Origin of the sequence: Paenibacillus sp. J14 (assembly GCF_000518465.1) — a bacterium.
Taxonomy (GTDB): domain Bacteria; phylum Bacillota; class Bacilli; order Paenibacillales; family Paenibacillaceae; genus Fontibacillus; species Fontibacillus barengoltzii.
This window is the reverse complement of record NZ_JADQ01000003.1, coordinates 99,919-113,374: the sequence shown is the minus strand read 5'-3', so window position 1 is coordinate 113,374 and position 13,456 is coordinate 99,919. Positions and strand designations below refer to the sequence as shown.

Sequence of the window (13,456 nt, the reverse complement as noted above, 5' to 3'; positions counted from 1 at the left end):
TTGTCAACATAAAGAGAAGAAATCCATTATTCCGACTGGAGTTTGTCTCGAAACTCTTGAAACTTCAGCAGAGCCAACTGTAGCTGTTCTTTGTAGGAGCTCCAATTTTTCTCGTCTTTGATATAACTTGAGGTGACGTTCAGCTCATCACACTGCTGAATCAGTTCTTGAATAAGCTCCTGATTATCTTGTGCAACGGTAAGTTTATTATGCGCATCCAATTTTTCGTTCAAGGAACTTAATAACTGATTGGTCTCGTCAATGACCTCATACATGGCAGAACGAAGTTCTGCGGGCACTGCCTGATCCAGAGACGGACTATCCGTGCGATTCATCGAGTAGAAAACAAACCAACTATTTTCGGAGTACCCGTCAATTTTTCCTTGAATGTAAGCCGATTCTTCTTGATCGAGCTCCACTTGGGAGATCCGTTCCAAAATGTCTGCCAAAAGAGCGAGTTGAGTCGAATATTGATGATAAAAAATATTGTGGTACAAGGTGTACGCCTCGGAATTCGGATCATCTTTCATAGGCTGACTTGTACACGAGGTGAGAATGATCGATAGAACGAAGGCGATCAAAATTTTGGGATACATTAAATCACCTCATGATACCGAAGCGTGCATATGTTTAGGCGCCTCGTCCCACGGCACAGAAAACGCTTGCCCCTTTGCACAAAAGATCGAGGACGAGGTATATGCCGGATCGGCATTTTTATTATAGTCCTTCTGGGCGATGATCGTCTCAGCTTGATGGCAAGGCTCATAACCGCCAAATTTCAGCATGATTGAACCTTTCCCGTGCGTCATCGCTGCCAGCTCTGTTGGATAATCCATAAATGTCGCTACCGGAACGACACCTGAAATCACAGCCGTCTCTTCTCCCGTCTCCGGCGGATCAAATCGGCCATGCGCTTGCTGGATATCGGTTAACACTTTACCAAGCTGATCTAAGGGCACTTTGATTTTAAAATGATACACCGGCTCCAGCAGCACATTCTCTGCCTGCTCCAACGCCTGCCGAATCGCGCGGTACGTCGCCTCGCGGAAATCGCCTCCGCTGGTATGTTTGTTGTGCGAGCGGCCGGTGAGCAACGTAACGCGCACGTCCGTCAATGGCGAGCCGGTCAACAGGCCGTGATGCTCTCGTTCCAGCACATGTTGGCCGATCATATTTTGATAGCCTACGGACAAATCATCCGCGTGACAAGTATTTACAAACGTCACTCCGCTGCCCCGTTCGGCAGGCTCCAGCCGCAAATGGACTTCGGCATAATGCCCTAATGGTTCGAAGTGACCGCAGCCCTTCACCGATGTAGATATCGTCTCTTTATACAAAATCTCCGGCGGTCCAAACGTAATCTTCATCCCAAATCGTCCCTGGACGACCTGCTGCAAGATCTCCAACTGAATTTTGCCCATGACATGGATATGCAGCTCCTGCAGCGTTTCATCCCAGCGGGTTCCTAATGTCGGGTCCTCGGCGTCCAGCAGCTGAAAGACGCGCAGGACTTCCTTCAGATGGAGCGGCGGTTCAAATTGTACCTTCGACTGCAACGTGGGGGCGAGCTCACGGCGAATCGGGTCAACCAACGCCCCGATGCCTTCACCGGAAGATAGCGCCGTCAAGCCGGTTACCGCGAACAGTTCTCCTGCTTGAACGGAATCGGCCTGCACAAACCGCTGTCCGTTGTATTTGCGAATGGCGGTTATTTTCTCCGTGCGTTGTTCGCCTTCCGGGCCGTAGGTGAGTTCATCTCTCACTTTTAACGAGCCTTGTAACGCCTTGATGAAGGTGATGCGCGTCGCTTGCTCATCATGGCGAATTTTGTACACCCGCCCCGCAAACGGAAGCATCGGATCATACCGGGTCACTGTGAGACGATCCAGCGCCTTCAGAAACACGTCAATGCCGATATCCAGCAGCGCAGATCCCCTAAGGCAAGGAAACACATGGCCGTGTTGAACCATCCGTATGAGATGTTCGTTCCATTCGGCATCGGATAAGGTCCCTTCCAAGAACGGTTCCAGCAACGACTCATCTCGTTCCGCAAGCCGTGCCTTATCCGTCTCGTCCAGTTGGCCGGTCGTTGCCCAAGCCGACAGATCCAGCACATCTCCGCTCAGCTCGCGGCGGATATCTTCCAGAACCCGGTCCGGGTCCGCTCCGGTACGATCCGTCTTATTGATAAAGAAAAACGTAGGAATTCCATATGCCCGAAGCAGCTGCCAGACCGTTTCCGTGTGGCCTTCCACCCCTTCCACCGCGCTTACGATGATCACCGCATAGTCGAGCACTTGCAAAGCCCGTTCCATTTCTGCGGAAAAATCGACGTGTCCCGGCGTATCCAGCAAAAAGTAGGTATTATCCCCGTATCTCATTTCCGCCTGGTCGGCAAATACGGTGATGCCCCTTGCCTTCTCGATCTCGTGACTGTCCAAGAAGGCATCGCGATGATCAACTCGGCCGCGGCTGCGAATCGTTTGCGTGTGGTAGAGCAACGCTTCAGCAAAGGTGGTTTTCCCAGCGTCAACATGCGCCAGAAGTCCAATCGTCTTGAACATAGCTGCGTCCCCCGCCGCTTAGTTAGTTCTTAAAGCTGTGGATCGGCGCCGGTATCCGGCCGCCCCGCTCAATGAATGGCGCACAGTTAAAGGCGTTAACCGGCATAATCGGCGCGTAGCCCAGCAAACCGCCAAACTCCACGACCTCGCCAACATCCTTGCCGATCACCGGAATAATCCGAACGGCGGTCGTCTTGTTGTTGACCATGCCGATAGCCGATTCGTCCGCGATAATGCCCGAGATCGTCGCGGCGCTCGTGTTCCCCGGAATCGCGATCATGTCAAGGCCAACGGAGCACACGCACGTCATCGCTTCCAGCTTCTCCAGCGTCAGCGCACCGCGCTGCACCGCTTCGATCATCCCGTGGTCTTCGCTGACCGGGATGAACGCACCGCTTAAGCCGCCAACGTAGGAGGAGGCCATGACGCCGCCTTTTTTCACGTTATCGTTCAAGATCGCCAGCGCGGCCGTCGTTCCCGGCGCTCCTGCTTCCTCCAAGCCCATCACTTGGAAAATCTCTGCGATGGAGTCGCCAATCTCCGGTGTCGGAGCCAGCGACAAGTCGATAATGCCAAACGGAACGCCAAGGCGCTTCGACGCTTCCTGTGCAACCAACTGACCTACCCGTGTGACTTTAAACGCTGTCCGCTTAATCGTTTCGCACAACGTCTCAAAGTCCTTACCTTTCACTTCCTCCAGCGCACGCTTCACGACCCCAGGGCCGCTGACGCCCACGTTGATGACGCACTCCTGTTCACCAACACCGTGAAATGCGCCCGCCATAAACGGGTTATCTTCTACCGCATTGCAGAACACCACCAGCTTGGCGCAGCCGATCGAACCCCGATCCGCTGTCCGTTCCGCGGTACGGAGGATGATGTCGCCCATCTTTTTCACCGCGTCCATATTAATCCCGTTGCGCGAGGAGCCCACGTTCACTGAGGAGCAAACCCGTTCGGTAACGGCCAGCGCTTCAGGGATGCTGTCGATCAGCACCCGGTCGCCGTTCGTAAAACCCTTCTGCACAAGGGCCGAGAAGCCGCCGATAAAGTTGACGCCTACTTCCTTCGCCGCCCGGTCCAGCGCTTCAGCCACCGGCACGAACGTATCCGTTTTCAGCCCGCCGGCAGCGATCGAAATCGGCGTTACCGAGATCCGTTTATTCACGATGGGCACGCCAAATTGCTTCTCCAGGTCCTCCCCGGTTTTGACCAGGTTTTCGGCAGTCCGGGTAATTTTATCGTAGATGTTCCGGTTAAAGACGTTCATATCCTCGTGAGCGCAATCCATCAGGCTGATGCCCATCGTAATCGTGCGTACGTCGAGGTTCATCTCGCGGATCATCGAATTGGTTTCTTGTACTTCAACGCGTGAGATCATAGTGTCCCTTCCCTTCCTCAGATCCGGTGCATCGTATTAAAAATATCTTCGTGCTGCAGCTTAATTTCCACACCGATGGAACGGCCCAGCTCCTGCAATTCTTCAACCAGCGTCTCAAAGCTCTTGGTCGGTGAAGAAATATCCACGATCATCATCATATTGAAATACCCTTGAATAATCGTCTGTGAAATATCAAGAATGTTCACATTGTGATCGGCCAAATACGTGCATACCTTGGCGATAATGCCTACTTTGTCTTTACCCAGTACGGTAATAATCCCCTTCAACCCAAGCTCCTCCTTTATGTAAGACTCCCGCCAGCGCGGACGAGTCATCTGCTTCGATTAATTATGGCAAAAGAACAGCGATTCTTCAATAAGGGCTTTCACTCGGTGACGCGGAAAAATAACGCAGCTCTGCCGTCGATATGGGCTTGCCCGGCGTTGCATCCTTTGCATGGTCAGCAGGGGTGCCGGTCATCCCTTCCGTCTCACATTCCTCAGGCTGGTACTTCCCCTGCTTCAACTTCAAATCAATAAAATCAACCACCTGCTGCAAGGAGGCGATTTGTTCAACGATGCTGGCCCGGTGCCGGATCATCTTCTCCACGAGCTCCGGGTAGTCCTCGGCATTCGCATCAGCAGACACCTTCAGGAAGGGGCGCATTTCGTCCAGGGGCATCCCGGTCTTTTTCAAACAAGAAATCAGTCGAATCGTATCCAGGTCCTCCTTGTGATAAATGCGATGTCCATTCTCCTTCCGCTCGGCTCGAGGGAGAAGTGCGATTTTCTCGTAATATCGAATCGTATCCTCGGATATCCCGGTATGCTCAGCAACTTGCTTGATCGTGAAACTGTCTGGACTGATGGATTGAACCGCCATCGCTTGATCCCTCCGTTAACCATCTTTTCTGCATTATACAACTTGGAGTCAGCTCCAAGTCAATATTCGGAATACTTGAAAATCAAGACTTGACTTGGAGTCGACTCCAAGATCTACAATCGGCCTGAAGTCAGTGAAGGGCTTCATAACAGTAAAGGAGGCTCTGTGAACATGAATCATGGAAATCAACCTATTGCTTTAATTACGGGGGCCAGCTCCGGAATCGGGCTGGAGTTAACGCGGATGCTGATCCAAGAGGGGTGGCAAGTGATCGGTTTAAACCGATCGGACTGGCCGGCGGATGATCCGAAGCTGCTAAGTGCTGCTCAAGCGGGACAGCTCAGAACTTACAAGACATCGGACTTATCGGATTTTGCTAGTCTGCGGCATACGCTGGAGCAGATTAAAACGAATGAAGCGTCGATTGATGTGCTGTTTAACAATGCCGGCCGCAGCTTCCCGGAGTTGGAGTATTCGAAGCAAGGACGGGAGCTTCACTATGAGCTGATGAGCGTTGTGCCATATATCGTCACCATGGAACTCAAGGATTTGCTGAAGCGTGGCCATTTCAAAACGATTATCAATACCTCGTCCGCAGTCATCAATCGGGTTAAAGCGTTTGACCCTAACCAGCTCGAGCGTCCGGTGAAATTCCGCAAGCTGTTAGGTCCGTATGCCACCTCTAAACTGGCGCTTACTTTATGGACCAAAGCGGTTGCTCCACAGCTCGCCGAAGAGGGGATCGAGATTCGGAGCGTGGATCCGGGAAGCAACAACACCTTACGTAAAGGGAAACGTTCGGGGCTTCCCATCTGGCTGAAACCGGTGATGAAGCTCTTCTTCTCCCCGCCGACCCATGGAGCTGGATTGCTGTATGCCGCAGCACAAGGCCAACATCGCGGGCAAACCGGTGTCTTTCTGATCAAAGATCAAATCGTGGATATGAAGTTTAGTGAACAGGCCCAGACGGTGCTTCGCCGAGTCCATACCCTCTATCAAACGGAGTATCTCCGGGAGCACCGCTAAATATGCGGTGTCTCCCTAGCCCCACTCTCTCTATTCCTTGGATGGAGAAGGATCGATTTGCTCCTTCGCTTTCAACCGTTCGATAAACTGTCGGGTTTGCCGTTCCTTGCGCTTACGTTCTTTCTCTTCACCTTTTAACGCCTTCAACAAGGAAACGCACATTCCGAGCATAATGACGGCAAAAGGCAGTGCCGCCACGATCGAAGCAGTTTGCAATCCGTTAAGACCTCCGCTGATCAGCAGGACCAAGGCGATCAAGGACTGCAAAATCCCCCACGTTAATTTCACCTTATTGCGAGGATGCAGCGTCCCCTTGGAGGACAGCATCCCTAACACAAAGGTTGCTGAATCCGCCGAAGTTACGAAGAACGTAATAATGAGCAACGTAGCTACTCCCGCAATCAACGTACCTAGTGGCAGTTGCTCCAACATGAGAAACAATGCGGTGGTCACGTCTTCCTGTACCGCTTGAGCCAATCCCGCATGTTGAAAGATCTCCAAATTCAATCCGGTCCCGCCGAAGACAGCAAACCATACAAATCCGAAAGCACTGGGAATGATAAGGGCTCCAAGCACAAATTCCTTGATCGTTCGTCCGCGGGACACTCTGGCGATGAAGGTTCCCACAAACGGGGCCCAAGCAATCCACCACGACCAATAAAACAGCGTCCAGTTCCCTACCCAGGTCCCTTGAGTAAATGGGGTCATGCGTAAGCTCATGACGATGAGGTTCTGCAAGTAATCCCCCAACGTGGTCGTAAACGTATCGAAGATAAAGGAAGTCGGACCTGCCAATAACACGAACAGAAGTAATGTAATGGCAATGATCAAGTTGGTGTTGCTTAACAGCTTAATGCCTTTATCGAGCCCGGTGGTGGCAGATAACAGGAACAAGACGGTCACAACCGCAATAATGATCGCTTGGGTCATTATCGCATTGGGGATCCCAAATAAATGATTGAGCCCGCTGCTAATCTGCAGAGTGCCTAAACCTAACGAGGTGGCTACACCGAAAACCGTTGCGATCACAGCGAGAATATCGATGATTTTCCCCAGAACGCCTTGAACCAGCTTCTCGCCTAAGAGCGGAATGAAGGTCATGCTAATCAGTCCGCGGTACCCTTTGCGGAATTGGAAATAGGCGAGGGCAAGCGAAATGAGCGAATACACGCCCCAAGGATGCAGACCCCAATGGAAAAACGAATATCGCATTGCCAGTCGGGCTGCTTGCGGGGTACCTCCCTCTGCCCCTTCGGGCGGGATTAAATAATGCGACAAAGGTTCGGCCGCTCCCCAAAAGACGAGCCCGATGCCCATCCCTGCGCTAAAGAGCATGGCAAACCAGGAGAGATTCGAATATTCGGGCTCATCGTCATCATCGCCCAGCTTAATCTGACCATGCTTGCTAAACGCCAAGTATAGCGAAAAAACAAGAAGTCCCAGCGTGGTCATTAAATAAAACCAGCCGAAACTTCCGATGGAAAAACCTAATACCTGATCCGCTGTCGCTGCCAAATGGTCTGGAGCAATAGCTCCCCAGAGGACGAACAACAGAATAATCAGAAAAGAAACGATAAATACCATTTGCCTTAACCCCCAGCCTCAGTCAAAGTAACATCCTGTTACAATTGTTTGCCGAGACTGGGGAATTATGCATGACCGTGGAAGGTTGGAAATAGCTCTACCGGAACTGCCGATTCCGTTTCGCTTCATATTGCTTCTTCAGCAAAGCGAAGACAACCGCATCCACAAATTGATTTTTCTCGAAGAACGTTTCCTTTAAATATCCTTCCTCATGAAAGCCCGTCTTCTCCAACAAGTACCTGGATCGAATATTGTCGGGGTCGATATAAGCCTCAATCCGATTCAGCCCTAGATCCTCGAAGCCAAAGCGCAGTATCTCCTGCAGCACTTCCGTCATCACACCTTGGCGCCAATAGTCTGGGTTGAGCTCGTATCCGACCTCTGCTTTGAAATGCTCCTTCGACCAGTTATGAAAACCACAAGTGCCGATCACCCGGTCGCTTTCGGCCTTAACCGTAATCGCCCAGCGAAAGCCCCGCTTCTCCAAATAGCGGCTGTTCCACTTCTGGATGAGTTCCTCGGCCTCTCGGAGCTCCACGAAACGATCCAAATCGTAATATTTGGTCACTTCGTCGTTGGAGAAATAATGGAACAAATCGGCGGCGTCCTTCGTCGTCAGCCTTCTGAGTACAAAACGTTCCGTTTCTAATTGAGGGAACATTTTCATAACGACCGGTCCTTTCCTCCTAAAATAATACGTAAATCTATTATAGGTGAAGGACCGCGCCAAAAGGAAGACTTAAAATCTTCAGAACTTCCGCTGCAAGCGCACTCTTCAAGCAGCAACCGTAAGTTTAATGCCAATGCCGAAAGGATCACTAAGCCGCAGCTCATTCCCCTCCCGCGTATAAACCACCCTGGCTTCATCTAACCGGCTTACAACGGCGTCCAATGCCGGAACGTCCGGCAGCTCTACCGTAAAGTAACGAATGCCCACCGCATCCTCCGGCGCTGGCGGTGCACCTTTGCCCGCCCACAGGTTTAAGCCGATATGGTGATGGTAACCGCCGGCCGAGATAAATAACGCCGATGCGCCGAAGTGAAGTGTGACCTCAAAACCTAATACGCCGCAATAGAACTGTTCCGCTACCTGTAAATCCCCTACGTGAAAATGCACGTGGCCCATGCGCGTACCTTCCGGCAAACCGTTCCACTGCGCATGTTCGGAGAGTTGTAACAGGTTTTGGATATCCACCGGATCGGTTATCATGTGAATTTCGCCGGATGCCGTTTTCTGCCAGGTAGCGCGGGGGCGATCGGCATAGATCTCAATGCCGTTCTGATCCGGATCACTTAGGTACAGCGCCTCGCTGACCAAGTGATCCCCCTGGCCCACGGGGATTTGATGCCGGATCAAATTGCGCAGAACAAGCCCCAAGGTCACCTGCCCCGGAACTAAGATGGCAAAATGGTACAGCCCAGATACAGACTGCTCCGGCAGCACGCGATAACGGGGATCTGCCTCCAGAATCAATAAAGGATGTTGGCCGTCTACGGTTAACTCGGCCACATGACCGCTTTTGCGCAACAGCCGAAGGCCGATCACCTCTTGATAGAAGGTGAGCGAGCGCTCCAGATCGCGAACTTTCAGTTGAACAACGCCCAGTTTTGTGGCGGGATGAATCGGTAAGGGATGAGCCAAGATCGATGTCCTCCTTCATAATTGAAAACAGTGTAAAAACAAATAAATGACCGTTAAGCAGGTGTAACAGAGGATGTTACAATTGCATCGTTGTAATCAGTATAGTTACAGGAGCCTGCATTGTCAATTTTTCGCTCAAAAAAAGCCCCCTATCGTTAGGGGGCTTCACTCCGTTGACCGCTAAAGGTGAATTTCGCGTTACACGGATGGATTGTTGACGACCGAAATTTCGTTCACCACATCCTGCAGCGTTACCGCCGCAAGCGTATTTTCCATTGCCTTCTGCGCCTTGGAGAAAATCGGTTCAATGGCCGCTTGAATATTCTTACCGACCAAGCAATCGGGGTTGGTCTGATCATGGACGGCAAACAATCCGTCTTCCTCCACAACATGCACGGCACGGTATACATCCAGCAGAGTAATCTGATCCAGCTGCCGTGACAGCTTGGCTCCGGCCACCCCCGTACGGACTTCTACCAAGCCCGCTTTGCTTAGCATACCCATAATGCGGCGGATGACAACTGGGTTCGTGTTCACGCTGCCGGCAATATATTCCGATGTGCAAATCTCGTCCTTACTGATTTCAAGCAGGGACAAGATGTGAATCGCCACAGAAAATCTGGAGCTAATCGTCATGATAAGCCGCTCCCCCTTTCCATCATCATGTAACCATATTAGTTACTTGAGGAGCGGAATGTCAACCGCCTTTCTCACCATGCAAACTCGCTGAACTTCCGTACCTCTATTATTTTCCGTCGAGCAGGTTCCCCAAGCCGCCGAGCAAGCTGCCTTCATCCTTGCGGCCTGAATAGCGGGATGCGGACAATACGCGATCTGCCAAACGGCTGAACGGCAACGATTGCACCCAAACTTTGCCGGGGCCGCGCAGCGTAGCGAAGAACAGACCTTCCCCGCCGAACAAGGCAGTTTTAACTCCTTTGACGAACTCGATGTTGTAATCGACCGAAGCCGTCATGGCCACCAAACAACCGGTGTCGAGGCGAAGCACTTCGCCAGGGGCAAGGTCTCTCTCGATGACCAAACCGCCGGAATGCACAAAAGCAAGCCCATCGCCTTCAATCTTCTGCATAATGAAGCCTTCCCCGCCAAAGAAGCCGGTACCCAGCCTCCGCTGGAATTCAATGCCGACGGATACGCCTTTGGCTGCGCACAGGAACGCGTCTTTCTGACAAATCACCTTCCCGCCAAGCATTTGCAGGTCCAGCGGGACGATTTTTCCAGGATAGGGTGAAGCAAAAGTAACGGCCTGCCGTTGATACCCGGCGTTGGTGAAGACCGTCATAAACAAGCCCTCACCGGTCAACAACCGCTTACCTGCCCCCATGAGCTTGCCCATGAGACCGCCGCCTTGATTGCTGCCATCGCCAAAAATCGTCTCCATCCGGATATCGGGATCCATCATCATAAAGCTGCCGGCTTCCGCTACGACGCTCTCTCCCTGATCCAAATGGACTTCCACACACTGCATTTCACTTCCAATAATCCGATAATCGATTTCATGTGCATTCATGGAACATACCGCCTCCTGATATGAAAAATGAACTAGCTCGCAACTTCACATTGTTTTAGATATGTAATGCCATAAATTAATCTTGCTTCAAAAGCGCGCGAATCACGGCGTAGCTGATCAGGCTGCGGTCCCGATAGACAGCGGTCACCGCATCGGGGTGTTCGCCGAGGATGCCTTTCTGCAAAATCGCTGCACCAAACCCGCGCTCTACCGCGCCATTAAACGTAAACGTAACGCAGTGTTCGGCGGCAAATCCGCAGACCACGACGAAGTCGGTGTCCTGCTCACGCAGAAGCTCCTCAAGGTTCGTCTTCCAGAACGAGTTATTCCATACCTTGGAGACCCGCAGGTCGGATTCAACCAGTTTGACCTCTGGGATAACGTCGTAACCTGGAGTTCCCACACCTCCATCCTGATCTTGGACCACCACAACCGGCCGCCCTGCTTCTCTGAACAAGTCTGCGACCGCATTAATGTACTCGCAAACCTCTGGGATTTCACTTTGGATGCGTGGATGGTTCAAAAAAGCCTGCTGCATATCGATGATTAATAAGGCAGGTTTCATGCTTTCCTCCTTTGCCGCCTGTATGGCAGACGCCCAATTTCCTACATTATACACGATCCATGAACTCATGCATCGGAGTTGACGATGAAGTTTTTTTTGCGATTCGAGGTAAAAACGGTTGACCCTCACATTAATGTCAGGGTTTATAATGAACCCAAGAAAGCAGGTGATTCAAAAGCGATGAGAATTGGTGAATTGTCCAAAGCTACAGGTGTCAGCATCCGCTCTGGTACTATCCCCTATCTTGGACGAGCTGCATGAGGAGTACGGCGGGGCCGTTCACCTGCTGAAGGTTGACTGTGATGAACTCCCGGATTTGGCGTCACAATTTGGTGTGATGTCGATGCCGACCGTGATCTTCTTTCATCAAGGCCGACCAGTGGAGAAGCTGATCGGGCTGCGGCCGAAGGATGCCTACAGAAATTTGATCGCGAAATACCCGTCGTCAACCGAATCCGCCTAAAGGAAAAGAGAAATGAAAACCAGCCAGCCGCTAAAGCTCAGACGACTGGCTGGTTTCTTTGTAAGCTGCTTTTCATTCATAGACGAGAATATCACGGAGTTGCTTCGCTTGCTCAATATAAGGCCCCTCCGCCAAATTGTTAAACGCTAAATGGGTGGCACGCAAGCTGAGCAGTTGGTCGCCCGGCTTGAGGCCAAATTGCTGCCAGGTGGTCAACGGCAGCGTAAAATATCCTTTGCTATTCAAGTACACCCAGCAAAACGTCCGTTCTTTCACGATAACCGGTTCCCCTTCCGGGATGGCGAATTGCTGAAGCTGAGGAATGCTGGCGAAGATCGGGGCCAGCGGCGAGTTGGCGATCAGTTCTTTGCACAGAACGCTAAAGCCTTTGGCCGTATTCCGGCCGGTCATCAGAATAATGTTGGAATCCGGTCGAATTTGGTACTCTTGCAGGGCTTGATCCGGAAGGTAAAACGATCCGTCGGGAAGAATCTTGCTCCATGCATAAAAGTACTTCCCGCCTTTGGCTTGCACTGCCATGTACATCATCCCCCGAGCAAATTGATGATTTCTATCGAACAGGATATTCAAAAAGCCGTCCATAGCTGTTTCGCGAGATGGATCCGACTCTTTGAATGTCTACCTAATAGAATAATCATCGCCCAATCGCAGGGATGGGAGATATGATATTCATCACCTTGCAGGTCGCTGATAAGTTTATGGATTTGTTTCGGTGAGATCCTCCATTTTTTCTGCAAAATAAAGTTTATGTGCCTTAAGTACGATAATCTTCAGCATCATGTACACCGGAATCGCCAAGATCATCCCCAGAATGCCGCCAAAATCACCGGCCACCAGCAACAAAACGATCGTAGTTAACGGATGAATATTGATCGTCTTGCCATATATGTAGGGAGAGATCAGGTTGCCTTCGATTTGCTGCGCAACCACCACAACCACGATAACCCAGAGCACCATGGTCGGAGACACGGTGAATGCCACGATCACACAAGGAATTGCCCCCAGCAGTGCCCCGAAATATGGGATGAAATTAAACAACGCCCCTACTACCGCAAGAAGCAGCGGATACGGCAACCCGATCATCCAAAAACCGATAAAGCTCATAAACGCCAGCAGCAACGCACTAATCATACGCCCGGCGATAAACCCTTTGAGCATGTTGTCGATTTCATGGATGACGTTGGCTCCATCCCGGCGGTAACGACTAGGCAGCATCCGCACCAGCATTGGCGTGACCCGTTCATCCTCCTTCAGCATGTAATAGAGCAGAATCGGAACAGTACCTACGACAATGACGAAGTCGTTCAGGAAGGTCACCACATGAGACAAGTAACCGGAAATGGCTTCCATAGCCGAGTTCAAATATTCCGTGACTTTGCTCATCAGTTCCGGACTGGTTTCATTCGTCACCATAGAGAGGTAGCGATTGTCGCGGATGTCGTTGAATTGGGTCTGCAGTCCATTGATCATTTTCGGCACATTGTTCATAAATTCAATGATCTGCTTCCGCAGCGGCGGCCAGACCACGATTAAGAAGATCGTAATAACTCCGGCGAATAATAAGTAAATGAGCAAAATCGACAGTACCCGGTTCAGTTTCTTCCGTTCCAGGAACTGGACGATCGGTCGCAGCAGATAATACAGAAATCCGGAGATCGTAAGTGGAACAATTAATATGGATACCAGCGTCACCAGCGGATTAAAGATAAAACTGACCTTGGATAACAAATAGATGATGGTCAGCACCATAATAATCCCAAGTGATGTGCGATAGAACGGATGTTGCCACAAGGTTTA

The 13,456-nt window shown here is 51.2% G+C and carries 15 protein-coding genes; 2 read left to right on the top strand and 13 right to left on the bottom strand.

Annotated features, from left to right (window positions below):
- Positions 1 to 26: 26 nt before the first annotated feature.
- The 5 genes from M891_RS0101985 to M891_RS0101965 form a co-directional block, all read right to left on the bottom strand.
- Positions 27 to 596 (bottom strand): hypothetical protein, encoded by a 570-nt coding sequence (locus M891_RS0101985; protein WP_028537622.1) that lies wholly within the window; start codon positions 594 to 596, stop codon positions 27 to 29.
- A gap of 9 nt (positions 597 to 605) precedes the next feature.
- Entirely contained in the window at positions 606 to 2,564 is a 1,959-nt protein-coding gene (locus M891_RS0101980; protein WP_028537621.1) for an elongation factor G, read from the bottom strand.
- 22 nt (positions 2,565 to 2,586) lie between these two features.
- The gene (locus M891_RS0101975) at positions 2,587 to 3,945 is read right to left on the bottom strand and encodes a PFL family protein (RefSeq protein WP_009226123.1); all 1,359 of its coding nucleotides are present in this window, start codon (positions 3,943 to 3,945) and stop codon (positions 2,587 to 2,589) included.
- A gap of 17 nt (positions 3,946 to 3,962) precedes the next feature.
- Entirely contained in the window at positions 3,963 to 4,232 is a 270-nt protein-coding gene (locus M891_RS0101970) for an ACT domain-containing protein (protein ID WP_009226124.1), read from the bottom strand.
- Positions 4,233 to 4,317: 85 nt separating this feature from the next.
- Positions 4,318 to 4,827: a MerR family transcriptional regulator gene (locus M891_RS0101965; RefSeq protein WP_028537620.1), complete on the bottom strand. Its 510-nt coding sequence runs from the start codon at positions 4,825 to 4,827 to the stop codon at positions 4,318 to 4,320.
- A 171-nt stretch (positions 4,828 to 4,998) separates the two neighbouring features.
- Between M891_RS0101965 and M891_RS0101960 the strand changes: the two genes are divergently transcribed.
- Entirely contained in the window at positions 4,999 to 5,853 is an 855-nt protein-coding gene (locus M891_RS0101960) for an SDR family NAD(P)-dependent oxidoreductase (RefSeq protein WP_028537619.1), read from the top strand.
- 30 nt (positions 5,854 to 5,883) lie between these two features.
- On the opposite strand, the gene M891_RS0101955 is transcribed toward M891_RS0101960, so the two are convergent.
- The 6 genes from M891_RS0101955 to M891_RS0101930 all read right to left on the bottom strand — a co-directional run bounded on the left by M891_RS0101955 (position 5,884) and on the right by M891_RS0101930 (position 11,175).
- A complete protein-coding gene (locus tag M891_RS0101955; protein WP_028537618.1) occupies positions 5,884 to 7,437 on the bottom strand; it encodes a glycine betaine uptake BCCT transporter in 1,554 nt (517 codons plus the stop codon).
- 97 nt (positions 7,438 to 7,534) lie between these two features.
- On the bottom strand, positions 7,535 to 8,104 hold the full coding sequence (locus M891_RS0101950; RefSeq protein ID WP_009226127.1) for a GNAT family N-acetyltransferase: 570 nt from the start codon (positions 8,102 to 8,104) through the stop codon (positions 7,535 to 7,537).
- 108 nt (positions 8,105 to 8,212) lie between these two features.
- Positions 8,213 to 9,082 (bottom strand): VOC family protein, encoded by an 870-nt coding sequence (locus M891_RS0101945; protein WP_028537617.1) that lies wholly within the window; start codon positions 9,080 to 9,082, stop codon positions 8,213 to 8,215.
- Positions 9,083 to 9,277: 195 nt separating this feature from the next.
- A complete protein-coding gene (locus M891_RS0101940; protein ID WP_009226129.1) occupies positions 9,278 to 9,715 on the bottom strand; it encodes an Rrf2 family transcriptional regulator in 438 nt (145 codons plus the stop codon).
- A 109-nt stretch (positions 9,716 to 9,824) separates the two neighbouring features.
- On the bottom strand, positions 9,825 to 10,610 hold the full coding sequence (locus M891_RS0101935; RefSeq protein WP_009226130.1) for a TIGR00266 family protein: 786 nt from the start codon (positions 10,608 to 10,610) through the stop codon (positions 9,825 to 9,827).
- A 76-nt stretch (positions 10,611 to 10,686) separates the two neighbouring features.
- Positions 10,687 to 11,175, bottom strand: a complete 489-nt coding sequence (locus M891_RS0101930) for a cysteine hydrolase family protein (RefSeq protein WP_016312120.1) — start codon at positions 11,173 to 11,175, stop codon at positions 10,687 to 10,689.
- 190 nt (positions 11,176 to 11,365) lie between these two features.
- Between M891_RS0101930 and M891_RS23150 the strand changes: the two genes are divergently transcribed.
- Complete coding sequence (locus M891_RS23150) at positions 11,366 to 11,638, top strand: thioredoxin family protein (protein WP_009226132.1); 273 nt, start codon at positions 11,366 to 11,368, stop codon at positions 11,636 to 11,638.
- A 72-nt stretch (positions 11,639 to 11,710) separates the two neighbouring features.
- On the opposite strand, the gene M891_RS0101920 is transcribed toward M891_RS23150, so the two are convergent.
- Together M891_RS0101920 and M891_RS0101915 are read right to left on the bottom strand one after the other, a co-directional pair.
- Positions 11,711 to 12,178: a hypothetical protein gene (locus M891_RS0101920; protein WP_028537616.1), complete on the bottom strand. Its 468-nt coding sequence runs from the start codon at positions 12,176 to 12,178 to the stop codon at positions 11,711 to 11,713.
- Positions 12,179 to 12,355: 177 nt separating this feature from the next.
- Entirely contained in the window at positions 12,356 to 13,450 is a 1,095-nt protein-coding gene (locus tag M891_RS0101915) for an AI-2E family transporter (RefSeq protein ID WP_028537615.1), read from the bottom strand.
- Between the last annotated feature and the right edge of the window lie 6 nt (positions 13,451 to 13,456).

Bases quoted from the DNA above. Each gene is read 5' to 3' on its own strand.
- M891_RS0101920 (WP_028537616.1), bottom strand. From the start codon at position 12,178: ATGGCAGTGCAAGCCAAAGGCGGGAAGTACTTTTATGCATGGAGCAAG.
- M891_RS0101965 (WP_028537620.1), bottom strand. From the start codon at position 4,827: ATGGCGGTTCAATCCATCAGTCCAGACAGTTTCACGATCAAGCAAGTT.
- M891_RS0101975 (WP_009226123.1), bottom strand. From the start codon at position 3,945: ATGATCTCACGCGTTGAAGTACAAGAAACCAATTCGATGATCCGCGAG.
- M891_RS0101955 (WP_028537618.1), bottom strand. From the start codon at position 7,437: ATGGTATTTATCGTTTCTTTTCTGATTATTCTGTTGTTCGTCCTCTGG.
- M891_RS0101940 (WP_009226129.1), bottom strand. From the start codon at position 9,715: ATGACGATTAGCTCCAGATTTTCTGTGGCGATTCACATCTTGTCCCTG.
- M891_RS0101950 (WP_009226127.1), bottom strand. From the start codon at position 8,104: ATGAAAATGTTCCCTCAATTAGAAACGGAACGTTTTGTACTCAGAAGG.
- M891_RS0101930 (WP_016312120.1), bottom strand. From the start codon at position 11,175: ATGAAACCTGCCTTATTAATCATCGATATGCAGCAGGCTTTTTTGAAC.
- M891_RS0101960 (WP_028537619.1), top strand. From the start codon at position 4,999: ATGAATCATGGAAATCAACCTATTGCTTTAATTACGGGGGCCAGCTCC.
- M891_RS0101985 (WP_028537622.1), bottom strand. From the start codon at position 596: ATGTATCCCAAAATTTTGATCGCCTTCGTTCTATCGATCATTCTCACC.
- M891_RS0101935 (WP_009226130.1), bottom strand. From the start codon at position 10,610: ATGAATGCACATGAAATCGATTATCGGATTATTGGAAGTGAAATGCAG.
- M891_RS0101980 (WP_028537621.1), bottom strand. From the start codon at position 2,564: ATGTTCAAGACGATTGGACTTCTGGCGCATGTTGACGCTGGGAAAACC.